General features: G+C 62.5%; 21 protein-coding genes and 1 pseudogene. 8 read left to right on the top strand and 14 right to left on the bottom strand.

Annotation, left to right across the window (positions count from 1 at the left end; translation table 11 throughout):
* Positions 1–222: 222 nt before the first annotated feature.
* On the top strand, positions 223–1752 hold the full coding sequence (locus tag OKW26_RS15795; protein WP_429354332.1) for a CHAD domain-containing protein: 1530 nt from the start codon (positions 223–225) through the stop codon (positions 1750–1752).
* Between the two features lie 91 nt (positions 1753–1843).
* Here OKW26_RS15795 and OKW26_RS15790 read toward each other — a convergent pair whose 3' ends face one another.
* The 7 genes from OKW26_RS15790 to OKW26_RS15760 all read right to left on the bottom strand — a co-directional run bounded on the left by OKW26_RS15790 (position 1844) and on the right by OKW26_RS15760 (position 10855).
* Positions 1844–2245 carry a hypothetical protein gene (locus tag OKW26_RS15790; RefSeq protein ID WP_090810890.1) on the bottom strand — a complete coding sequence of 134 codons (402 nt, stop codon included), beginning with the start codon at positions 2243–2245 and terminating at the stop codon, positions 1844–1846.
* A 125-nt stretch (positions 2246–2370) separates the two neighbouring features.
* Entirely contained in the window at positions 2371–2544 is a 174-nt protein-coding gene (locus OKW26_RS15785; RefSeq protein WP_013093753.1) for a hypothetical protein, read from the bottom strand.
* Between the two features lie 256 nt (positions 2545–2800).
* Complete coding sequence (locus OKW26_RS15780) at positions 2801–5227, bottom strand: filamentous hemagglutinin N-terminal domain-containing protein (RefSeq protein ID WP_429354331.1); 2427 nt, start codon at positions 5225–5227, stop codon at positions 2801–2803.
* 86 nt (positions 5228–5313) lie between these two features.
* Complete coding sequence (locus tag OKW26_RS15775) at positions 5314–5535, bottom strand: DUF3562 domain-containing protein (RefSeq protein WP_184023913.1); 222 nt, start codon at positions 5533–5535, stop codon at positions 5314–5316.
* Positions 5536–5675: 140 nt separating this feature from the next.
* A complete protein-coding gene (gene pstS, locus OKW26_RS15770) occupies positions 5676–6710 on the bottom strand; it encodes a phosphate ABC transporter substrate-binding protein PstS (RefSeq protein WP_184067872.1) in 1035 nt (344 codons plus the stop codon).
* Positions 6711–6958: 248 nt separating this feature from the next.
* Positions 6959–8674, bottom strand: coding sequence for a thiamine pyrophosphate-binding protein (locus tag OKW26_RS15765; RefSeq protein WP_429355227.1), 1716 nt, complete (start codon positions 8672–8674; stop codon positions 6959–6961).
* 441 nt (positions 8675–9115) lie between these two features.
* Positions 9116–10855 carry a methyl-accepting chemotaxis protein gene (locus OKW26_RS15760; RefSeq protein ID WP_429354330.1) on the bottom strand — a complete coding sequence of 580 codons (1740 nt, stop codon included), beginning with the start codon at positions 10853–10855 and terminating at the stop codon, positions 9116–9118.
* Between the two features lie 551 nt (positions 10856–11406).
* Here OKW26_RS15760 and OKW26_RS15755 point away from each other — a divergent pair.
* On the top strand, positions 11407–11721 hold the full coding sequence (locus tag OKW26_RS15755) for a flavin reductase (protein ID WP_429354329.1): 315 nt from the start codon (positions 11407–11409) through the stop codon (positions 11719–11721).
* A 20-nt stretch (positions 11722–11741) separates the two neighbouring features.
* Here OKW26_RS15755 and OKW26_RS15750 read toward each other — a convergent pair whose 3' ends face one another.
* Complete coding sequence (locus OKW26_RS15750; RefSeq protein ID WP_429354328.1) at positions 11742–12191, bottom strand: hypothetical protein; 450 nt, start codon at positions 12189–12191, stop codon at positions 11742–11744.
* A gap of 282 nt (positions 12192–12473) precedes the next feature.
* Complete coding sequence (locus OKW26_RS15745; RefSeq protein ID WP_429354327.1) at positions 12474–12713, bottom strand: hypothetical protein; 240 nt, start codon at positions 12711–12713, stop codon at positions 12474–12476.
* 349 nt (positions 12714–13062) lie between these two features.
* Here OKW26_RS15745 and phaZ point away from each other — a divergent pair, with 349 nt between their 5' ends.
* Complete coding sequence (gene phaZ / locus OKW26_RS15740; RefSeq protein WP_429354326.1) at positions 13063–14361, top strand: polyhydroxyalkanoate depolymerase; 1299 nt, start codon at positions 13063–13065, stop codon at positions 14359–14361.
* Positions 14362–14429: 68 nt separating this feature from the next.
* On the opposite strand, the gene OKW26_RS15735 is transcribed toward phaZ, so the two are convergent.
* The 3 genes from OKW26_RS15735 to OKW26_RS15725 all read right to left on the bottom strand — a co-directional run bounded on the left by OKW26_RS15735 (position 14430) and on the right by OKW26_RS15725 (position 16040).
* Complete coding sequence (locus OKW26_RS15735) at positions 14430–14744, bottom strand: hypothetical protein (RefSeq protein WP_184067854.1); 315 nt, start codon at positions 14742–14744, stop codon at positions 14430–14432.
* A gap of 137 nt (positions 14745–14881) precedes the next feature.
* Positions 14882–15628 carry an acetoacetyl-CoA reductase gene (gene phbB / locus OKW26_RS15730; protein WP_187613367.1) on the bottom strand — a complete coding sequence of 249 codons (747 nt, stop codon included), beginning with the start codon at positions 15626–15628 and terminating at the stop codon, positions 14882–14884.
* Between the two features lie 64 nt (positions 15629–15692).
* The gene (locus OKW26_RS15725; protein WP_429354325.1) at positions 15693–16040 is read right to left on the bottom strand and encodes a polyketide synthase; all 348 of its coding nucleotides are present in this window, start codon (positions 16038–16040) and stop codon (positions 15693–15695) included.
* A gap of 204 nt (positions 16041–16244) precedes the next feature.
* Between OKW26_RS15725 and OKW26_RS15720 the strand changes: the two genes are divergently transcribed.
* Both OKW26_RS15720 and OKW26_RS15715 read left to right on the top strand, forming a co-directional pair.
* On the top strand, positions 16245–17084 hold the full coding sequence (locus OKW26_RS15720; protein ID WP_429354324.1) for a universal stress protein: 840 nt from the start codon (positions 16245–16247) through the stop codon (positions 17082–17084).
* Between the two features lie 23 nt (positions 17085–17107).
* Positions 17108–17611: a universal stress protein gene (locus OKW26_RS15715; RefSeq protein WP_429354323.1), complete on the top strand. Its 504-nt coding sequence runs from the start codon at positions 17108–17110 to the stop codon at positions 17609–17611.
* 68 nt (positions 17612–17679) lie between these two features.
* On the opposite strand, the gene OKW26_RS15710 is transcribed toward OKW26_RS15715, so the two are convergent.
* The gene (locus tag OKW26_RS15710) at positions 17680–18141 is read right to left on the bottom strand and encodes a universal stress protein (protein ID WP_184044907.1); all 462 of its coding nucleotides are present in this window, start codon (positions 18139–18141) and stop codon (positions 17680–17682) included.
* Positions 18142–18461: 320 nt separating this feature from the next.
* Between OKW26_RS15710 and OKW26_RS15705 the strand changes: the two genes are divergently transcribed.
* From OKW26_RS15705 to OKW26_RS15695, 3 genes and pseudogenes are all read left to right on the top strand, one after another.
* On the top strand, positions 18462–18869 hold the full coding sequence (locus tag OKW26_RS15705) for a response regulator (protein WP_187615650.1): 408 nt from the start codon (positions 18462–18464) through the stop codon (positions 18867–18869).
* A 16-nt stretch (positions 18870–18885) separates the two neighbouring features.
* Positions 18886–19668, top strand: a complete 783-nt coding sequence (fnr, locus tag OKW26_RS15700; RefSeq protein ID WP_429354322.1) for a fumarate/nitrate reduction transcriptional regulator Fnr — start codon at positions 18886–18888, stop codon at positions 19666–19668.
* Positions 19669–19790: 122 nt separating this feature from the next.
* A pseudogene (locus tag OKW26_RS15695) lies at positions 19791–20890 on the top strand (PAS domain-containing sensor histidine kinase).
* 33 nt (positions 20891–20923) lie between these two features.
* Here OKW26_RS15695 and OKW26_RS15690 read toward each other — a convergent pair.
* Positions 20924–21394 (bottom strand): universal stress protein, encoded by a 471-nt coding sequence (locus OKW26_RS15690; protein WP_429354321.1) that lies wholly within the window; start codon positions 21392–21394, stop codon positions 20924–20926.
* Between the last annotated feature and the right edge of the window lie 43 nt (positions 21395–21437).

The following is a 21437-nucleotide window of genomic DNA, read 5'->3' as shown; positions in this document are numbered from 1 at the left end:
TCTGGCAGCATGGTTGCGTGTAGTCATACGGCGATTATAGGAAATGATCATTTCCTAATCAAGATGTCCCAACGTGTACAGGCATTCGCGCCAGGCTCGTCCACCGTCTCATCCACTTTTCCGTGTCTAACTTTTATCTGAGGCCACTGGGGACGATCGGCCGTGACGCGGTCCAGCCAATCCGGTGTAGTCTGACAGTCTGGTGCTCATTTCGGAGGCAGCATGGAACGGGAACTGAAGCTGCGCGTTGCGACGGAAGATCTCGTCAAATTGCGTAACGCGTCGATGCTTGCGCAATCAGAAGCCACAGCGGGAACGCCTCACCTGCTGACGAGCACCTATTTCGACACGCCCGATTTTTCATTTCACTGGTGCGGGACTTCGCTGCGCGTGCGCACCGTCGGCAACGAGAAAATCCAGACGCTGAAGCGCGAAGGATCGGCCAAGGCGGGGTTGTTCGACCGGGACGAGTTCGAGATGCCCGTGAATAGCGACGCGCCCGATCTGACGCTGCTGTACGACCAGATCCCCGACGACAGCGACTGCGGAAAGCTGATTCGCGACGAGACCGTTGCGGCCCAACTGAAGCCGGTGTTCGTCACGCGGATCAACCGGTCAGCGTTTGTGCTGCGCCAGCCGTCCGGAGACGAACTCGAGCTTGCTCTCGACGAAGGAAGCGTCGAAGCGGATTCGGGATCAGTGCAGATCGCCGCGGTGGAACTGGAACTGAAACAGGGCAATCCGGATGTGCTGTACCGTGTCGCGCTGGAAATGCTCGAAACTGTGCCGCTGCGTATCGATCATCGCTGCAAGGCAGATGTCGGGTATGCACTGCTCATTGACGAGCACAGCGAGGCGGTGAAAGCGCAACCAGTGCGACTGAACAAACGCGACTCGGTCGAGCATGCGTTCTGCGTGATTGTGCGCAACTGTCTGGACCAGGTCCACGCGAATGAACGGGGCATCGTGTCGGGCCACGATCCATCGAGCGTCCATCAGATGCGCGTGGGACTTCGTCGCTTGCGTTCGGCTCTCGACCTGTTTGCGAAGGTCATCCCCGCCTCGTCCGGATTCGACGAGGAGTTGCGCTGGATTGCCTCGGAACTCGGTGGCGCGCGCGACTGGGAAGTGCTTGCGGGATCGACGCTCGACCATGCCGGCGCCGACGGCAATGCGGACGAGATCCGGCCCGTCAGACAGGCGTGCGAGCAGATTGCCGTCAACAACCGGCAGCGCGCGGCGGCCGCGGTCGAGTCGGTTCGCTACACGCGGCTCGCGCTCCAGTTCGCGCTCTGGATGAACCGCAAAGGTTGGCGAGATGAGATGTCCGACGAACAGCGCAACGCAATCAGCGGCCCGGTGAAGTCATTCGCCGCCGATGTCCTGCGTCGTCGGCACAAGAAACTGATCAAACGTGGCAAGGGTTTGGCCGATCTGGACGATCACCGTCGTCACCGCGCCCGCATCGCGGCGAAAAAAGTTCGATACGCCACCGAGTTCTTTGCGTCGCTATGCCCGAAGCAGGCCGTTCGCCATTATGTCGACGCGCTCACCGCGCTTCAGGATGATCTCGGCTGGCGCAACGATGCCGTCGTCGCCGATCAGCTTCTGAAGTCGTTGTTGAAAACCTCGCCGGAAGCAGCCTCGGGCGCGGCCTTCGCACGCGGCTTCCTCGCGTCACGCGTCGCTGCCGATCATCAGACATTGAAGAAGCTGTGGAAGCGCTTCAAACTGCTTTCGTCACCGCACTGACGCGAACAATTCACCGCGAGGTATCCGGGCGCGAACGTGTCACGCGCAACACTCATCGTGAGGTCTCACGATGTTCGAGATCGAAGTCTTATTATCCGAACAAGCGCGACCACGCCGCGCGTATGCGGCGCGCGCGGTCCTCGAACAGGTACGACGCAGCGAGCGCGAACAGGCCTGACATGACCCCCGTCGCGACGTGTTCGAGAACATGAAAGCGGTACTGGCTCAAATGAGAGTAGGCATCGCCGATAGCGGTCAGGCAACCGACGAGCAGTGCGTTGCTATAGCGATTCCCGTACCACTTCGCCGCCGGCGTGAAGGTGAGCAGCAGGGCGAGCACACCGGTGAGCAGCCCGGTTTTGAATGCGATCGCCCAGTGCGTGAGGCTCATGATGTTGCCCCAGCTCCCCGGCATACAGGTCATGCACGCGCTGGTTGGCTGCCAGAAACGCTGGATAAACAGTTTGAAGCGGCGTTTCCATGCGCTTCCCATGATGTACTCCACGATATCCAGCGCGAGATTTCACGCAGACATGGTACATCGCGAGCGTGGCGTGGCGTGGCGTGGCGTGTGATGAGCGTTCCCACCTGATGGATCCGACAGGCAAACGCCAAAGGCTATGACGACCGATCGCGATTACGCGCACGCGTGGCGCCCGTAATCACCGCAATGCCGAGCAGGATCACGGCCACGATTGCGATGATGTGCTGCGCGACATGCAGCGCCATCAATCCCCACGCGACGCCGCCAATGAAAATGATCCATCCGACCAGATAGATGAGCAGGGTCATCGATTTCTCCTTGTGGTTCCCGCCAATGGCGCCGGTTGCCCGCGCTGCTAGATTTACCGTGCGCTCCGATGATCCGCTGACAGCACTCCTAGCGGCGCATGGCGCGGTGCACACGACGCCCTCGCCGCAAAAGCGATCAACGGGTCTATCTCCGAGCACATTGCGCGCCTGATCGTCAGACGCAAGGACGAGCCGAGCTATCAGGGCACGTTCACGGGCGCGCGTCGGTACTGCTGCCGCGGCCTCACAGCAGCGCTTACTGGCCGAGTTGCCAGCGCAGGATGGGGTGGGTCGCGCCGGCAGGCATGACCCACGCGCCGGTTGGACTGAAATCCCACGATGCGTCGAAGCTCGCCGGGTTGCTCATTTGAGCAGTCGTGAACCCGTTTGACGCGGGCAGTTGCGACACGTCTCCAGTGCTCACCGTACGTGTCGTCGTCTCTTTGTCCCAGTAGACATTGCCTGCAATCGTTCCGCTGGCGCCGTATGCCACGATTCCCCCGTAAGTGCCGTAGCCCGGGCCTTGGTAGGAAGGTCCTAGCACCGGACCAACCGCGAACGACTGCTCGATCACGCCGCTATTCGCGAACGCCAATCCGCCAGCCGCAAAAAGCCCTAACACCCTGCCGGCGGCATAAGACTGTGACACCGTGCCACTGTTGATGCCGACGAGTCCGCCCGGTTCCATCCGCACATCTCCGCTAACATCCGCGGTAGTAAATGATTGAACGATCCGGCCGGTGTTGACGCCGACGAGCCCCCCTGCCTCGCCGGCATCATTCACTGAAGCGCTGCTCCACGAGCGCTCGATGAGACCATCATTGGTGCCCACCAAACCGCCGATCGGAACGTTCCCATAGTGGGGCGACGTACGCAGGCCGGTCGTATACGCGTAGGTGATCAACCCCTGGTTCCGGCCGGCCAGCATGCCGTACGTGACAGAGATGGGATCGTTGAACGAAATGTCGAAGAAGGCCGTAAGCTCGCTGTTCGTCATGCCGACGTTGCGTACGACGCCCGTGCTCCCGATTTCGCCGAACAGGCCAAGCGACCGGGTACCCGACGGCGAGTAATACTCCTGCTGACTGAAGTGGTCGATCACATGTCCCATGCCGTCGAACTGGCCTGAAAAAGGTGTTGCCGCGCTGCCGAGCGAGATGAAGTCGACGCCGCCGGAGGGGGTGGAAGAGAGATTCGTCGCACTCGCGTCAATATCCTTGCCGAGCGCATAGTTGCCGGTCAGATCGAGCGATATGTTCTGCAGGTCGGAAAGCGAATTGACGAGCTTGTAGCCGGTCACTTGCGTGAGAAGACCGCTATAGGGCGCGGCAGTCCACGCGGTATTCGAGCGGATGATTCCTGGGCTGTAGCTGCCGTTCATGTCATAGAACGAACTCACCGAACCGGTACTTACCGACCAGTCGATCGTGCCGCGGTTGGTCACGCTGGCTGCGTTGTCGATGCCCGTCACGTCGGCCCGCAAACTCAGGTTGCCACTGCCGGTGCTCCTGAGCGTTGTCGCAGGTGCGATCGTCACGTTGCCAAAAGCGGCGAGCGATAACGACGCCGGTCCTCGCCAGTTGAGATTCGACGCAACCGTCATGTCGCCGCTTGCGCCGTTCGTGCCGGTCGCGGTTGCATCGACGGATGTGCCGGCGTTCAGACTGCGCATGAAGGCGTCGGCTGTGCCGCGATCGATCGTGAAGTTTGGCGTCGACGCGTTCCAAAGCCCTGCTCGCACGCGGGCGCCATGCGCCAGCGTGAGTGTGTCGGCAAGCGTATCGACGGTGCCGCCGCTGCCGTCGGCATTCGTTGCGGCGATCGTGCCTTGCTGCGTAACGTGCCCGTTGTCGGCGACCAGCCAGATGTGGCCGCCACGCATCGTTGTGCCCGTCGCGCGGATACGCGAGCCACCACCTGCAAGGGCATAGATATTCCCGTCGACCGCTTCCAGATTGATCTGCGCGGCTTGCGTGGCACCGCGATCTATCACGGTCCCTGTGCTGCCTATCTGCACGAATACCTGCCTGCTGCCCGACGATTCGAGCAACGCCACTTGCTGCCCCGTGACGAATTCCGCGGTGCCGTTCGGTGCGCTGACCGAGCCCGCATTGACCACGACACCGCGTGCAATCAGGAAAACATCGCCTCCGCTGGAACTGATGTTGCCGAGATTCACCACATTGCCATTCGATGTGCCCGTGAGCGTGAGCGTCCCGCCATTCACGAAGGGTGTATTCGGCAGATCGAGCGTTGAAGCAACGAATCGTCCGCCGGTAGTGATAGTCCCGCTACGACCCACCACGATGCCTTGCGGGTTGATCAGATACACGCTGCCAGTTGCCTTCAGGCTGCCGAGAATCGCGGAAGGCGCGCAGGCCGTCACGCGATTGAGCGTTGCGCCCGAACCGTTGTCGAAGTTGACGGCGCTGCCTTTGCCGATCGAGAAGCTGCTCCAGTCGATCACGCCGCGAGTCGAGTTCGGCTGCGTGACGGTGATCACGTTGCCCTGACCGGCGATGGTTCCCGCCCCGGCAACATAGTGCCCGCCCTGCGGAAGCACGCCACCGGCAAAGGCCGCGTGCGCCAACGACAATCCAGCGATGAAGGGTGAGATGTGTTGAGACGGATGTCGGCGATAGAGTGCGCGCAGTATCGGACGACTTAATGACAATGGCGTCATATGTCCCCCTTCCGCGGAAGTTGGACGCCATCGGCCCGCAATCCGACCGGAGTCGCGTGAACCGTGGTGAGCCCACACGCAGAATATTAGTCAGCTTGTCCGAGAGATACCAGCGAATCCCGCACTTGCCGCCTACGCAGGTCGTCCCGCACACGACGAGCGACCAGCACCGTCAGGTAGTCCGTGATTCGTGCACCTTCGCTGTATTCAATCCACGTCTGCGCGTACATCTGCGAGACCGTTTCCTCAGGAGTGTCGGTAGCGGCGGCAATCTGCCTGATGACATCCTCGACGTTGCGCGTGACCATGGCTTGCTCCGAGCGTGCGGTGATAAAGGACCGTCACACACACGTTACCCGCCTCGATGCGTCAGTCAATTGACCTGCGTCAATTGACTTCGTCCATGATCGATTACAAGCTGTTTGAGGCGGGTGGCATCTCGAGGCCTTCACTGAAACACCGGTTTTCCCGACGCGTCCTTGACCTTGGTCTTCCATTGCGCGCGGATTTCCGACACGACCGAATCCGGCAGCGAAATGTAGTCGAGATCGCTGGCAGCCTGCCCGCCGTTCTTGAACGCCCAGTCGAAGAACTTCAACGTTGCCGCGCCTTGTGCCGGCTTGTCCTGCGTCGCATGCAGCAGCACGAAGGTCGCGCCGACGACTGGCCACGCGTCCTTGCCGGGCTCGTTCGTCAGGATCTGGTAGAAGGTCGTCTTCCAGTCCGCGCCCGAGGCGGCCGCCTTGAAGGTTTCGGTCTTCGGCGCAACCACGATACCGGCCGAATTCTTCAGGCTGGTGTAGATCATGTTGTTTTGCTTCGCATATGCCCACTCGACGTAACCGACCGCGCCCGGCAGGCGTTGCACGAACGCGGCAACGCCGTCATTGCCCTTGCCGCCCGTACCGGTCGGCCAGTTCACCGTCGTGCCTTCGCCGATCTTCGACTTCCACTCCGGGTTCACCTTCGACAGAAAGTTCGTCCAGATGAAGCTCGTGCCCGAACCGTCGGCGCGGCGCACCACGGCGATGTCCGTATCTGGCAGCTTCATACCCGGATTCAGCGCGGCGATCGCCGGATCGTTCCATTTCTTGATCTTGTTCAGATAGATGTCGCCAAGCACGGCGCCCGACAGAATGAGTTGACCCGGCTTCACGCCGGGCAGGTTCACGACCGGCACGACGCCGCCGACCACGGTCGGGAATTGGAACAGGCCAGTCTTCGCCAGTTCGTCGTCCTTCATCGGCGCATCGGAACCTGCGAAATCAACGGTCTTCGCGATGATCTGCTTGATGCCGCCCGCTGAACCGATGCCTTGGTAGTTGACCTTGCCGCCTCCCGCCTTTTGGTAGGCGTCAGCCCACTTGTTATAGATCGGGGCCGCAAAAGTGCTGCCCGCGCCGGTGATGTTGACGGTTTGCGCTTGCGCGGCCGCAAGCGGTAGAGCAACGGCAAGAACTGCAATTCCTCGTTTGAACAGCATGGTTTGCCTCCACGAGATTGACTGACCGGTTCAATGGTTGCAGCAAGCTACGCGCCGCGATCCCTCTCTTGCGCATTCCGCAGGCCCGGCGTGCCCATCGCCGCGTCGAGCCTTGCCATCGGCTCGAACGTCTAAACTTAGGCGGTTCGAATGACATTTCGTTGACAACTGCGGCGCGGCGTTCAGACAGTCTGATTGCGGCGTCGTTCAGCAATGCGGTTGGCTTTGCCGCGTTGAAGGATGGAATCTCACGGACAGGCTTCGGCTTCTGCATAGTACCGGTTCGGCGCGGGAAAAACTCCGGTGATGACTTCGATCAGAAAGGGGCCGTCATATTGACAAGCTTCACTCAGTACACCATCAAGCTCGTCGATCCGCTCAACCGCGCGCGCGGCCACACCGATCGATGATGCAAAAGCCGACCAGCTATGACAGGGTAATTTGGTGAACTGCTCTGAAATCGAACCACTCCTGATAGCGTCGATATGGATTGCGCCATGTGCGGCGTTGTTCAGAACCACATAGATCACCTTGACTCGGTATCGAGCCGCGGTCTGAATCTCCATGCCGTGCATCATCATGCACCCATCGCCGGTCACCACGACACACGGGCGTTCTGGGGCCGCAAGCTTGACGCCGATTCCGGCTGCGATGGCCCAGCCCATCGGGGCGAGCGAGCTCGACGAAAAGTAGTTGCCCTTACCTGACGACAGCCAGTAATGGGCCATGAAGATGCGGTGGGCTCCGGAATCCACCACGACGTTGCTGTCCTTCGGCAGAATCCGGCACAAGTGCTTAACCACGTCTCCAGGATATAGCGCTTCGTCACCGCTGGAAACTCGGTCTCCTAACTGCTCGAACCGGTGGTCGTAGAGGGGGGTCTCGTTGATCTCGGCAATCCACCCCTTTCTTCTTTGCAGTGCTTGCGGCAGCCCGGGAGGGTTGTCCGCGGCTTTCTGGGCCAGCAACCGGAAGCTCGCGGAAATTCCGGAGAAGATTCCTTGACGCGAAATGTGCCCCATCGCCGGTGAATCGAAGCTGTCATCAAAGATGAATAGCTCCTTCCCCCCTGTCAGCCTCCTGCTCCAGTTCATGCTGTCTCGCTGGTTCAGGTCGCTACCAAACACGACTAGTACATCAAGTTCGTCGGAGTTGATCACCCGTGCAGCGCGCGAATGACTTGAAAATCCGTAGACACCCAGTGCAAGGGCATGTTGCTCAGGAAATGCACCTTTTCCCGATAGTGTCGTTGCGACTGGAATGTGAAAGCCTTCGGCAACCTCGAGAAGAAGCTTTGCAGTTTCCGCATCATTGCCGCGACTTCCGACCAGAAACGCGACTCTCTTCGACTGAAACAGATACTGGTCGCACAGGGCATCGAGAGCGGCGCGGTTTGCGGGCACTTCGCATGCGTTAAATTCGCGGTGAGCGTAGGGTTGCCGTGCCACGTCCTGACCGGGCAGGACATCCTGCTTTTGAACGTCTACGGGAATACTGATGAATGACTGCGCTCGACGCATCCAGTTCAACCCTTCGATCGCACGACGCATCTCGGCCTGAGTATTTTCCTTGTTCTTTAGCTCGACGATATCCGTCACCAGACTTCTGACTACGCCGCTTTCAAAAATGCCTCCGGGCGTGGCATCCTGGAACGCCCCTTTGCCTTCCGCGTGCGACGAGATCCCGCCGGCAATATAGAGCATCGGAATCCGGTCTGCGTGAGCGGCCGCCATGCCGGGCACGAAATTCATCGTGCCTGGGCCGGAAATCCCTGCGCAAACGCCGAATTTCCGGCTGGCGCGGGCATAGCCATCGGCCATGAAAGCACTGCCAGTCTCATGAGCGCCTACGATTCCGCGAATCAAAGGGGAGTTGTCGATTGCGTCCAGCAGCGGATAGATCAGTTTTCCCGGGACCAGGAACACGTGGTCTATTCCGGCGGACTCCAACGAGTTCACAACCATTGTCGAGACATTGAGCGGAGCGTTTGATCCCATAGTTTTGATTACGATCTCACGAGTTACCGTTAATCGAATCTCACCGCTGCGCATCTGCCCGTCACGCGCTGCCTGTCGGAGCGGCGCGAGACGAGATCGGCGATGGCCAGTGCGCGGAGACGGCGAGACGACATTCAAGGCGCTGCACGTCGAGTGCAGTCGCGCATCGCGCTATTTCCTCGAACCCGCTTGACCGGCGGGCCCGGGTGTCTCCGTCCACAATCACACGCCCTGGCTGCACTGTTGATCATCCACGCTGCCTGCGTGCCTGAGGCAGTCGCCGCGCCGCATTGATAGCCATCCGGCGCACGTGTATCGCGGATCTTCGCCCGCTCGACTCCCGCGGGGCTGGCACGCGCCGACGGTATGAATCGACGTCATCCAGCACCCGGAACCGGTCGGAATCGCTCAGAATTTCTGCCAGTCCGTCTCAGTCGCGGCGGCGACGACTACCGGACGTTCTGAAGAGGGGACTGGTCTCCTCGCAAGCTTTGCCGGTGTTACAGCAGAGGACGGGGCGCGGTTCAGGGCCGTCCGTTGCGGTACTGCCGCTTGCGTCGTCGCTCGCGACGAAGCAGCCTTCTCGCCATCGACCTTGAAAAAAGCGACCGTCTTGCGCAGGCTTTCCGCTTGCCGGGCCATTGTCTGGGCCGCCGCCGACGCCTCTTCGACAAGCGCAGCGTTTTGCTGTGTGACCTGGTCCATCTGGTTGACTGCCTGATTGACCTGTTCGATACCGGTGCTTTGCTCGCTCGATGCCGACGAGATTTCGCCCACGATGTCGGTCACGCGCTTCACTGACTGCACGATTTCCTTGATCGCACCGCCCGCTTCTTCGACGAGCATCGAGCCTGCCTCCACCCGGCTGACAGAGTCGGAGATCAACTCCTTGATTTCCTTCGCGGCAGTCGCACTGCGCTGCGCGAGCGTGCGGACTTCACCCGCAACGACAGCGAAGCCCCGCCCCTGTTCTCCCGCGCGGGCCGCTTCGACCGCTGCGTTCAGCGCGAGGATGTTGGTCTGGAAGGCGATGCCTTCGATGACGCCGATAATCTCGGACATCGTGGCCGAGCTGGTGGAGATGTCACGCATTGTCTCAACCACGCGCCCGACGATCTCGCCGCCATGTTGCGCGACGCTCGAGGCGGTACCCGCGAGCGTGGCAGCCTGGGTTGCATTGTCCGTGTTGTGGCGGACCGCCGCAGTCAGTTCCTCCATGCTGGAAGCCGTTTCTTCGAGCGACGCCGCCTGTTGCTCCGTGCGACTCGACAGATCCAGATTGCCTTGTGCGATCTGCGCACTCGCAGTCGCGACACCTTCGGCGTTCTCGCGCACCTCTGATACGACCCGCACCAGGGCGTCGCACATGGCTTTGAGCGACGCCATCAGGCTGTTCGTGTCGCCGGGCCGCAGGGCGATACTGATGTTCAGGTCGCCGGCCGCCACGCTTCTGGCCACAGCAGCAGCCGTCGCCGGCTCCGTACCCAGTTGCCGCGTTACGCTACGCATCATCCATATGCCGATTCCCACGCCGATCGACACGGACATCGCCACGAAGACCAGCATCAAAGTTCGACCTTCCTCGTACACGGCATCGTTGGCTTCAGCTGTCCGTTGCGCGTCGGCCTGTTTCAGGGCAACCAGATTGCCCATCAGCACGAGGGTCTTGAAGCCTTTGTCGTGGTACTCGCCCAGCATGTATTCGGTCAGGCTGTCCCGGTCCCCTAACGCCGCCGCGTTGATCTTGCCTTTCATTTCATTGAAGGCCTGGATGTAGTTTTGCCAACCTTGATCGAGGTCGGCGAACGTAGCCTTGCCTTTGTCGGTATAGACGAGCGGCTCCGCCTGATTGAGGTGCTCGCGTGACGAGGCAAAGGCCTTGTCAGCTTGATCGAGCGAGCCAGCCCGCTGTGCGGCCGTCGTGGCCAGAACCGCGTTGCGCAGATAGGTGCCGACTCTCAGTACGTCGGCGTTAGCCTGCTGTATCAGGTTGAGCCCGACAAGGTCCTGCCGATACGTCTTGTCTGCGTTCGCACTGATCTCCGCCATGTTGTGCAGGCCGATCCCGCTGACAACAGCGCTGATGATCGAAACCAGGATGAAAGCGCTGATCAGCTTGGCGCCGAGTTTCATATTGCCGAAATTCATAGTTCGCTTTGTTGAGAATGTAAGAACCCGAACGGATAAGCAGGTACATCACCGCTTTGGCGCCCGCTATAACACAAGGCCATACCGACGCGAAACGCAGTACCGGACATAACTGGTTATCGGCAATACGCTCTCATTCTTCAGGTGAATAGCGGGATTATCGCGAAGATTTTTTTACGTCCCTATAAGAGAAACAGGAGTGCTCTATTTTGAGCCGATGAAAGTGCCAATCGGTGCACGCACTCGTGCCGGCCGCACTCGCTTGGTGCAAAGCTTTTGGTCGCCCCGAACATGCACGCTCTATGTCTTTAGCTAAATATAATATTTATCGTTTGCATAGCCCGGTGATAGCCTGAATTCGTCCCACAGGCGTGCACCGCGTCACGTCTGCTTGCGCGGGTCTGGACCGAAGAGCGCATTAGCGACGAACAACCGCGCTGAGATTCATTCTATTTCGATATGTTTATATCGATTCAATATTTAAGTTTTGCATCTTCCGGAGCATCCGCACAGGCATGCAACACGCGCCGAAATTTTATCCAGGAGGCCCTATGAGCAATTGGATCGCGCAGCTTTTCCGGCATTTGACTGCGGGTGTGTATGTGATCGGCGTAGCGGACGGCGAGCGCCGCAATGCGTTCACCGCAAGCTGGCGTACCGACGTGACCGGCGCGCCGCTGCTGCTCGATGCGCTCGCGCATTTCGACTGCCGGGTGACCGGCGACATCGAGGCGGGAGATCATCGGCTGATAGTTGGGCGCGTCGTCGATGGCGCGCTAGCCGGCGCGGAAGGCGACCCGCTGATCTACGCGCAGACTGGCAATCTCGACATGAGCGAGGATCTTTATCCGGAGACGTTTTCGTAGTTGGCTGGCGTGCTGGCTGCTCAATGCCAGTGCCCGCCATGTCCTCCGTGCCAGCGGCCGTAATAGCCGCCATGGCCATAGCCACCGCCCCAGTAGCCTCCGATCACCACTGACGGTCCCCACCATCCGTAGTAGCCCGGCCATGAATAGCCATAGGGATAACCGTAATAGCCCGGATAACCGTAATACCCGGGATAGCCGTAATAAGCAGGCGCAGGTACCGCGACGTACGTGCAATTCTGTCCCGACAACGGCAAGTCGTTTGGCGCCGGATTCGCGGCCGCCGTACCGCTCGCCGGCACAGGCGCGTTGCCAGACGATGCTTGCGCGGGGCCAGTGGCAGTGGCGCTGGTGCAGGCGTAATAGCCACCGGCTCCCGGATAGTACGAATAAGGACCGTAATAGACGCAGCCAGACAACACACACACGCCCGCCACGCCAGTGCATAGACCAACGATTCCACAACGCATGATCGCTCCCCCTATCCGGGCGCAGCGCAGCCGTCTCGACACGGCGTGTTTTTATTCTAGTCTTCGAATCCGGTCTCGGGTACGGGTCTTGCGAACCGCAGATATTCCGTGGAAATCAGGAGTTTCGACATGAACCCGCTCGATCCTCTCGACCGTCGAAAGCGATCCCGCGACACGTGTCGATCCGACGAGCGGAATCTGAAGACACGCATCGCGACGCTCGAGCACCGCTACCTCGCACGCGTTGCCTGTTGCGGCGAGCACGCGAGGCGCGGTGCGCTGTTACGCCCCGATAGTCCGCGTCGTCTTCAGCGCGATCCACGTCATGCCTTCGCGCAAGCCTTCGAGTACCGCTTCTCTTTCCACGGCGAACACCTGCGACTGATGAAAGGTGCGTTCGAAGTCACCCTCGGGCGACACATGTTTGACATGGATCGTCGACAGAAACCCGCCTTCCTGCGCCTCCCGCGTCTCGACGCTCACGGACCAGGTTCCTTCCTGCGCGTTTGCTGATATGGCCATTGGATGCTCCTCGGGGTTGTCGCGAGCGACTGCCATCGTCAGCGTAATGGCCCGCAACGCCTCTCTCGTTGATCCACGTCAACCGTCAACACGAACCATGAGTCACGCTCGATGTCGTTCACTTTCCCCGATACTTTCAGCTCCGTTTCAGACGCCCGCCATCGCGTGAAAACCCTGCCGGGAAAACGCGCAATGCCTCTTGCACGCGGCGTGCTTGGCGCGCCGCGCGCACCGATTTCGCGCCCCTCGCCCCGACGTTTCGCGGTAAGCTTTGCGACGGTATCCGCGTCACGAGTTCGTGCCGGTGCGGCAACGCTGCCCTCATGATCGACGAACGTCGGAGTTCATCATGTGGTACGCCTTCATCGATGCACAGCAACGCCTCGCGCGCGCGATGGTCGGGGGAGTTCTGTCCGAACCGGAGTCGGGGCCGCGCCCGCAAGCGGCCTGGCTCGGCCCGGACCAGGCGGCCGACGCGTTCAGCTACTGGCTGCTGAGATCCGCCTGCGCTTTCGAACGAACGCCGACATTCGCGATCCACTCCGTTGCCGGCAACGGTAGCCGCGTTACCGTCGACGAAAGCGTCGTCGCCTCCTTGCCGCTCGGCGCGCTGCTCAGGTTCAAGCGCAACCCCTCTACACCCCCTACCGACGCCAAACTGCCGGTGCTGTTGTGCGCGCCCCTCGCCGGACATCACTCAGTCATGCTGCGCGAGACCGTCGAAACGCTGCTCGAGGAACGTGACGTGTTCGTGACCGATTGGGCCGACGCGCGCGACGTGCCGCGCGAAGCGGGCCCGCTATCGCTCGACGACTACGTGCACGCGCTCGAAAGCTTCGTCGGCGCCGCCCGCGCGTTCGGTTCGCCGGTTCATGTGATCGCGATCTGTCAGGCGAGCGTGCCTGCGCTCGGCGCCGCGGCGCTGCTCGCCATGGACGAGGCGGCGCCGATCGCGAGCCTCTCGCTACTCGGCGGCCCGATCGATACCCGTTTGAACCCGACCATCACCGACCGCTTCGCCAGTTCCCATTCGCTCGAGTGGTTTCACGACCATGCGATCGATATCGTTCCACCGCCCTATTGCGGCCAGGGGCGTCTCGTGTATCCGGGCTTCATCCAGCAGACCGCGATTTTTGCCGCGCATCCGGAGCGGCAGTTGCGACTCGAAGCGGATTATTGGTCCCGATGGCTCGCCGGCGACATGCCCGGTGCGCAGCGGGCGCTGCGCTCGGCAAACGAATATGCCGCGGTGCTCGACATGGCGGAGTGCTACTTCTTCGACATGCTGCGTGTGGTGTTTCACGAACATCTGTTGCCGCGCGATCTGTGGTCGGTCGCCGGGCGCCGGGTACGAATCGCCGCGCTGCGCGATACCCCGCTGTGCTCGATCGAGGGTGACAGCGACGAGATCACGGGCGCGGGGCAAACGCATTGCGCGCATGCGCTGTGCGATGCATCGCCGATGCGAGCCGCGCGGCAGCTCACCATCGAGCAGTGCAATCACTACGACCTCTTCATCGGGCCGCGTTGGCGCGATGCGGTTCACCCGGGGCTCTGCGAATTCTGGCGCGATGTCGAGCACGCCGCGTTGAAGGTTTGCCGGCCGCGCCGCGCGGCCAGGGGTTCGGCAAACCGCGAATCGGCGTGAGGTGACCGGGAAAACGTCGGCAGTCCGCATCTGACGAACGCCGAGCGTCACGTCACGACGCAAGTTCGTCAGTTCCCACGCTCGGTGCCGATCGCTGTTTCGAGGGTCATTTCCGCCACATCGAACGCGCGACGGATCGCCGCTTTGGCGTCGTCGTCAGTGCAGTGCGCGACGGGCTTGAACTCGTGCGCGGGCGTGACCAGATCCAGCCTCACGTCATACAGCGGATGCGCCGATCCCGGACGCAACGCCTCGATGGCGAGATGGCAGTGCGACACGAGCGCGCCAAACCGCGCGAGACGCACCAGTTGCGCACCTGCTTCCGCTTCGAGCGGAGCGGCACCCGCAAAGCCAAGGTAGACGATCTGCATGTCGATGCCCATCTTCGCCTCCCCTTGCGAGTATCGATCGAACCTGTTCCGCGCAGACTCAGGGTCCAGGCGCCTGCTACGGGGCTTATTTTGTTCTTGCCAGAAAGGCGGTCATTGACGTGGGTCAAGCGCGGTGAAGGCGAGCACCCTCACTGCATATGCATACCGCCGTTAATCGCAATGTCCGCACCGGTGATAAAAGCCGCCTCCTCTGAGCATAGAAACGCGATCAACGCCGCCACCTCGTCCGGACGTCCCAGCCGGCCGAGCGGAATCTGCGGCAGGATCTTCGTGTCGAGGATCTCGCGCGGCACCGCTTCGACCATCGCGGTCGCGAGATAACCGGGCGACACCGTGTTCACCGTGACGCCGTGCTTCGCGGTTTCGAGCGCAAGTGCCTTCGTGAAACCGTGCACGCCCGCTTTGGCCGCTGAATAATTGGTTTGCCCGTAGGCGCCGCGCGAACCGTTGACCGACCCCACGTTGACGATGCGGCCGTGGCGCCGCTCGAGCATGCCGGGCAACAGCGGCTTGCTCATGTTGAACAGGCCATCGAGATCGGTGCGCAGCACGGCGTCCCAGTGCTCCTTGCTCATCTTCGCGAAGCTCGTGTCGTGCGTGATGCCCGCGTTGTTGATCAGCACGTCTACCGCGCCCAGTTCGGTCAGCACGCGTTGCGCGCAGCGCGCGCATGAATCGAAGTCGGCGATGTCGGCTTCGTACGCGTGAAAGTCGCGCCCCGTGTCGCGCTCGTGCTGCAGCCATGTCGACACGTGATCGTTGTGCGTCGAGTGCGTCACCGCGACCGTCATGCCCGCGTCATGAAGCGCCCGGCTGACCGCCGTGCCCAAACCGCCCATCCCGCCTGTGACCAATGCCACGCGATCCGTTCCCATCTGAACTCCTCCTTGCCGTGTCTGCCATTGACGGTGCGCGCGCCGGCCTTGCCGGCTCGCGCGGCTAAACGACGCCCGCGAACGGCAGCGCGTTCTGCGAGCTCCACCACCATGCGCTCAGGCCGCCCGCGAGCGGCGCGACGCCTGGCGCGATGCCGTACACCGCCTGCCACCCCGCATACCAGGCGGCGCAAGCGCGGTTGGCCTCGCCGAACCAGTCCGCCTCGCGCTGCGCGACGAAAGCGATCGACTTGCTCCAGTCGGCGAAGCACCGCTCGGCGTACCCGTGTGCCGCGCCCTGTGCGGTCTGATACGCCGCCGCGTAGTCGAGCCAGCCTTCAGGCGGTCCGGATGCCGTCGAGGTCCATGGTGAAGCGGGGCGCCCGAGCGGCGCATCGGATTCGGAAATCATGATCGCTGCCCTCCAGAGCACAGCATAGGATTGCCAGGCGCGGTTGCAAACCGTCGAGCGTGCCCGTCACTGTACTGAGCGCGCGGCGGCCCGCGCTTGATCTGCATCAACAGCCGCGGCCGCCGGGCTCATAGACTCCATTTGACGACGGGCTCGAGCCTGCTTGTGCCCGTTTCCCCACGTTTCTGTCACGGAGCTTTGGCGATGAGCTACAAAAGCATTCTCGTTCACCTCGATACGAGCGTTCGTGCACATCCGCGCCTCGAAATCGCATTGCAGCTCGCACACCGCTTTCATGCGACGCTGACCGGCCTGTTTTCGACGTACGTGCCACCGCGGCACGCGTTCTTCGTGATGGCCGGCACCGCCGACTACTACGCGGAGCACGAGCGTCTGCGGCACGAGCGCGCCAGCGCGCTCGAGCGGCTGTTTCGTGCCGAACTCGCGCGCGCGAACGTCGACGGTCATTGGATCGCCGCGAACAGCTACGCGAACGACGTCGTGCCGCCCTATGCGCGTCTCGCCGATCTGATCGTGCTCGGGCAGACCGATCCGACCGATCCCGAGGCGTTCGTCGCCGAACAGTTCGTCGAGCACGTCGTGCTGTCGGCCGGGCGGCCGGTGCTGCTGGTGCCGTCGGGCGGCACCTTCGCGGCGCCCGGCCGCCACGTGCTGATCGCGTGGGACGGCAGCCGCGAAGCCACCCGCGCGATCCACGACGCGCTGCCGTTCCTCGCGCACGCGTCCAAAGTGACGCTGCTGACGGTTCATTCGTCGGGCGATCGTCCGCCGCGCGACACGGTTCCGGGCGACGACATCGCACTCACCGTCGCGCGTCACGGCGTCAAGATCGACGTGCGCGAACTGAGCGTCGCGGACGGCACGCCGGTCGGCGACGCGCTGCTGTCGCAGGCGGCCGACCTCGGCTGCGACATGATCGCGATGGGCGCCTACGCGCATTCGCGTCTGCACGAAGTCGTACTGGGCGGTGCGACGCGCACGATGCTCGAGTCGATGACCGTGCCGGTGCTGTTGTCGCACTGAAGTGCGCGCTTAAGGAGTCCGCCATGTTTCACCGCCTACTCGTCGCGCTCGATGGCAGCGACACCGCCTCCCGTGCGTTCGACGCCGCGCTGACCCTTGCCGCCGAATCGGGCGCCGAGCTGCAGCCGCTGTACGTGATCGACGTGCCCGTCATCGCCTACGACGCGCCCGGCTTCGACCCTTGCGTGATCCAGGACGCCTTCATCGAGGAAGGCAAGCGGATCGCGGCCGATGCCCAGAGCCGGATGACCGCGCGCGGGAGCAAGGGCACGGCCCGCACCGTCGAAGCCGCGATCACCGGCGAAGACGTCGCGCATCGCATCGTCGAGGCGGCGCTCGAATGGCACGCCGACGCGATCGTGATGGGCACGCACGGCCGCCGTGGTGTTCAACGACTGATGCTCGGCAGCGTCGCCGAGCGCGTGCTGCGCAGCGCCAGCTGCCCCGTGCTGATGGTTCCCGCGCACGCGAACGGCGCGACGCGCGATCGGTCAGTCCCGGCCTGCGCCGAACACGAACTCACCTGAGCCGCGAAAACCAGGCTGCAGCGCGGCCGCTCCCACGCGATCGCGCCACGGCTGCGCGACGCGGCGCTTCAGGGCCGCGCGTGCCCGTGTTCGTCATGCCGCACGATCAGCACCGGCTTGTCGGTCGCACGCACGAGCGACTCCGCGACGCTGCCGAGCAGAAAGCGCTGCACGCCGTGGCGGCCGTGCGTGCCCATCACGATCAGATCGGCTTCGATTTCGTCGGCGACGCGCGCGAGCACCGCGGACACGCTTTCGGCGTACGCGTCGATCACCCGCACGCCGCCGGGCACCTGCGCCTCGCGCATCAACTCGCGCGGCGCATCGAGCGCGCGGCTGGCGAATTCTTGCGCCGCGGCCGCCGGTTCCGGCTCGAAAGCCACATCGGCATTGTCCGACCACTTGCCGTGCCCTACCACGCAGCAGGCTTCGAGTGTGGCGCCCGTCAGCTTCGCGAGCTTCAGCGCCTCGGCAAAGGCGCGCTGCGCGCTGGGACTGTCGTCGAGCGCAACCAGAATTCGTGCATACATGTTGGACTCCCTGTGAAAGCGCTGGCATGAACCGAAGCGGTGCCGTCGCGTATCCGCGCCGACAGTGTGAAGCGCGCGCCGCCGCGCGGCTTGACGCAGGTCAATGGGTCTTTATCGGCTTGTTCCGTGATTACTTAATCAACTGCATGCCTGCGACCTTCGAAGCCGTCACGTCGAAAGTAGCCGTGTACTCGCACTCGGCTACATACCCCATCGCCAGCCATGCACTAGGAATATTCCTACAACACTACCCGAACTCCTAGCGCCGCTTAAATCCCCGCCGATATATTTCTGAGATGAGGTCGCCAATACTGGTCGGTATGGACACCGCCCCGCCAGCCACCTTATCGAGAGTCTTCCTCGTCGACGATGCGACCGAGGTCCGGCGCCGGCTTGCTTGCCTGATCGCGCTGATTCCCGGCATCGAAATCGTCGGCGAGTCCGCGGGCGTCGAGCACACGTTCGACGACATCGTCGCGAGTCGCGCCGATGTCGCGGTGCTGGACCCGTCCTTCTCGGGCAAGACCAATCTGCTGCTGCTCGCGGCGCTGTCGCGGGCGCGGCCGTCCATCGTCAGCATCGTGTTGACCAATCATTGCACGACGGCGTTTCGCCGAGCGTGCGAAGCGGCGGGCGCCGACTTCTGCTTCGACAAGACCTCGGAGTTCGAACTCGCCTGCCGTGCCATCGAAGCGATTGCCTATGCGCGTCATGCGCATCCGGTCTGACCGCCAGGAGCCGAGCATGCAAGTTGCCACAGTCTGTGAACCCCGCCACGACGCGCCCCGCACTTCGCACGTCGTACCGATCCACGTCGTGCCACGCACCGCGGCCACACGCTACGCCGTGCCGCGCTGCTCCACCTGCGCGATGCGCGCGATCTGCATGCCGCCCGAGCTGACATCCGACGAACTGAGCCGACTCGACACGTTGATCTGCTCGACGCGCTCGATCAAACGCGGTGATGCGCTGTATCGCGCGGGCGATGCGTTTCAAAGCCTCTACGCGATCCGCGCCGGATCGTTCAAGACCGTGGTCATGCATCGCGACGGCCGCGAGCACGTGACCGGCTTCCAGATCGCCGGCGACTCGCTCGGCCTCGACGGCATCGGCGAGGGCAAGCAGAATTGCGATGCGATCGCGCTCGAAGACAGCGTCGTGTGCATCATTCCGTTCGCGCAGCTCGAGGCGATCTGTCGCGAGATGAAGCCGATGCAGCATCACATCTACCAGATGATGAGCAGCGAGATCGTGCGCGAATCGAGCCAGATGATGCTGCTCGGCACGATGACCGCCGAACAGCGCGTCGCGACGTTTCTGCTGAATCTGTCGAAGCGCTTCAAGGCGCGCGGCTTCTCCGCGGCGGAGTTTCATTTGCGCATGACCCGCGAGGAAATCGGCTGCTTTCTGGGCATGAAGCTCGAAACGGTGAGCCGGATGTTCTCGAAGTTCCAGCGCGAGCGCCTCGTCAAGGCGAACGGCAAAACGATCCGCATCGAAGACGCGGAAGGACTGGCTCGGGTTTGAACGCCGACGCGACGCTCGCCTCACGTTCGTTCGCGGGACATGCGGGGTGGAACAAGCGCTCCCGAACTGATATAACTCGGTGCGTTGCGGTGCGCGACCTTGCGTGACCACCCGGAGGAGCGATGGGTCTGTCGAGCGGCGAGTCTTCCTGCTTCACCAGTGCGGCGTCCTTGTCGGACGTGCCAGTCGAGGATCGCTATTTCATGTTGATCGATGCGGTTCAGGACTATGCGATCTTCATGCTCGACGTGTCCGGCCGCGTGACCAGTTGGAATCCCGGCGCACAGCGCATCAAGGGCTACACGCCCGAAGAAATCATCGGCCAGCATTTCTCGAAGTTCTATACCCCGGAAGACATCGCGGCCGGCAAGCCCGCCCGCGAACTGGAAATCGCCGCAGCCGTAGGCCGCACCGAGGACGAGGGTTGGCGCGTACGTCGCGACGGCTCGCGTTTCTGGGCCAACGTGGTCGTTTCCGCCGTGCACGACGCGTCGGGCGCGCTGCTCGGCTTCGCCAAGATCACGCGCGACCTGACCGAGCGTATGCGCCTCGCGGAACTCGAACGCGCGGATCAGGTATCCACGCACGTGCAGATCGCCCGCGAAAACGAGCAAAAACGTATGGCGCGCGAACTGCACGACGATCTCGGCCAACGGCTTACCGCGCTGAAAATGAGCGTCGCGCTGCTCGAAGCGAAGCTGAAAAGCCAGGCCGACACCGAGCCGCTGGCCGCGCAGACGCATGAACTGCAAAAGCAGATCGACTGGATGGCCGCTTCGCTGCGGCGTATCGCCGCCGATCTGCGGCCCCGCTGCTCGACGACCTCGGGCTCGCCGCCGCGCTCGACTGGCTGGCCGAAGACTTCACGAAACGCTACGACGTGCGCTCGAGCGTGCATCTCGAACCGGCCGAGCCGGTGTGCGGCGAATTCGCGGCGACGGCGCTGTTTCGCATCGTTCAGGAGGCGTTGACGAACGTCGCGCGGCACGCCAAGGCCAGCCGCGTACGCATCGACATGACCTGCGCGGGCCCCATCGTATCGCTCGATATCGAGGATGACGGCGTGGGTGTCGCGCTGGATCGGTCGCAGGGAACAGATTCATTCGGTTTGCTCGGCATTCGCGAACGCGTGCGGCAGTTGCGCGGCAACGTGTCGTTCACCAGCTCGCCGGGCCATGGCTTCAGGATCTCGATCCAGATACCGGCCGACGCGCTCGCGTAATGTTCACGCGCTGCCGCGCCCCGCTGTCGCGGGTTACTCTGCGGGCGCATCCTCGGTGCTTGGCTCGCGCATGAGCAGCACCGGACAGGTCGAGAAACGCAGCACCCGCTCCGCCACGCTGCCGATCACGAGGCGCCGCACGCCGCGTCGCCCATGCGTGCCCAGCACAAGCAGATCGGCACGGATCTGCTCGCCGTGGCGCAGCACGATCGCGGCGACGTCGTCGGACAGGCTCTCCGACTCGATCATTTCAGGGCGGCAAGGCACATCGGCGGCGGCGCAGGCCTGTTCGGCCTCCTCCAGCACCAATTGGCCGTCCTGGCGCAAGGCTTCGACGAGCGTGAGCGGGTCGTAATAGCCGGCATAGGAAAAGAGCGGCGTCTTGTCGACCACATAAACCGGATGCACGACGCCCTTCGTCAACGCGGCGAGATTCACCGCTTCTTTCAGCGCGCGTTTCGAGAAAGTACTGCCGTCTAGCGCGACGAGGATATGTTGGTACATGCCGATTCTCCACTGAGGTTGGATTTGTCAACGCGCGTGGCGC

This window comes from Paraburkholderia sp. 32, from assembly GCF_050435345.1.
Classification (GTDB): Bacteria; Pseudomonadota; Gammaproteobacteria; order Burkholderiales; family Burkholderiaceae; genus Paraburkholderia; species Paraburkholderia tuberum.
The sequence above is the reverse complement of the archived record's forward strand: the minus strand, read 5'-3'. Positions and strand labels throughout refer to the sequence as shown.

What these genes read in the sequence shown, in the direction of transcription:
- OKW26_RS15755 (WP_429354329.1), top strand. Translation starts at nt 11,407, where the DNA reads ATGAGCAATTGGATCGCGCAGCTTTTCCGGCATTTGACTGCGGGTGTG.
- pstS (WP_184067872.1), bottom strand. Translation starts at nt 6,710, where the DNA reads ATGCTGTTCAAACGAGGAATTGCAGTTCTTGCCGTTGCTCTACCGCTT.
- OKW26_RS15775 (WP_184023913.1), bottom strand. Translation starts at nt 5,535, where the DNA reads ATGGTCACGCGCAACGTCGAGGATGTCATCAGGCAGATTGCCGCCGCT.
- OKW26_RS15765 (WP_429355227.1), bottom strand. Translation starts at nt 8,674, where the DNA reads ATGGTTGTGAACTCGTTGGAGTCCGCCGGAATAGACCACGTGTTCCTG.
- OKW26_RS15780 (WP_429354331.1), bottom strand. Translation starts at nt 5,227, where the DNA reads ATGACGCCATTGTCATTAAGTCGTCCGATACTGCGCGCACTCTATCGC.
- OKW26_RS15690 (WP_429354321.1), bottom strand. Translation starts at nt 21,394, where the DNA reads ATGTACCAACATATCCTCGTCGCGCTAGACGGCAGTACTTTCTCGAAA.
- OKW26_RS15760 (WP_429354330.1), bottom strand. Translation starts at nt 10,855, where the DNA reads ATGAATTTCGGCAATATGAAACTCGGCGCCAAGCTGATCAGCGCTTTC.
- OKW26_RS15710 (WP_184044907.1), bottom strand. Translation starts at nt 18,141, where the DNA reads ATGTATGCACGAATTCTGGTTGCGCTCGACGACAGTCCCAGCGCGCAG.
- phbB (WP_187613367.1), bottom strand. Translation starts at nt 15,628, where the DNA reads ATGGGAACGGATCGCGTGGCATTGGTCACAGGCGGGATGGGCGGTTTG.
- OKW26_RS15745 (WP_429354327.1), bottom strand. Translation starts at nt 12,713, where the DNA reads ATGGCCATATCAGCAAACGCGCAGGAAGGAACCTGGTCCGTGAGCGTC.
- OKW26_RS15720 (WP_429354324.1), top strand. Translation starts at nt 16,245, where the DNA reads ATGAGCTACAAAAGCATTCTCGTTCACCTCGATACGAGCGTTCGTGCA.
- OKW26_RS15750 (WP_429354328.1), bottom strand. Translation starts at nt 12,191, where the DNA reads ATGCGTTGTGGAATCGTTGGTCTATGCACTGGCGTGGCGGGCGTGTGT.
- OKW26_RS15725 (WP_429354325.1), bottom strand. Translation starts at nt 16,040, where the DNA reads ATGATTTCCGAATCCGATGCGCCGCTCGGGCGCCCCGCTTCACCATGG.
- OKW26_RS15735 (WP_184067854.1), bottom strand. Translation starts at nt 14,744, where the DNA reads ATGGGCATCGACATGCAGATCGTCTACCTTGGCTTTGCGGGTGCCGCT.
- OKW26_RS15715 (WP_429354323.1), top strand. Translation starts at nt 17,108, where the DNA reads ATGTTTCACCGCCTACTCGTCGCGCTCGATGGCAGCGACACCGCCTCC.
- OKW26_RS15705 (WP_187615650.1), top strand. Translation starts at nt 18,462, where the DNA reads ATGGACACCGCCCCGCCAGCCACCTTATCGAGAGTCTTCCTCGTCGAC.
- OKW26_RS15790 (WP_090810890.1), bottom strand. Translation starts at nt 2,245, where the DNA reads ATGGGAAGCGCATGGAAACGCCGCTTCAAACTGTTTATCCAGCGTTTC.
- phaZ (WP_429354326.1), top strand. Translation starts at nt 13,063, where the DNA reads ATGTGGTACGCCTTCATCGATGCACAGCAACGCCTCGCGCGCGCGATG.
- fnr (WP_429354322.1), top strand. Translation starts at nt 18,886, where the DNA reads ATGCAAGTTGCCACAGTCTGTGAACCCCGCCACGACGCGCCCCGCACT.
- OKW26_RS15785 (WP_013093753.1), bottom strand. Translation starts at nt 2,544, where the DNA reads ATGACCCTGCTCATCTATCTGGTCGGATGGATCATTTTCATTGGCGGC.
- OKW26_RS15795 (WP_429354332.1), top strand. Translation starts at nt 223, where the DNA reads ATGGAACGGGAACTGAAGCTGCGCGTTGCGACGGAAGATCTCGTCAAA.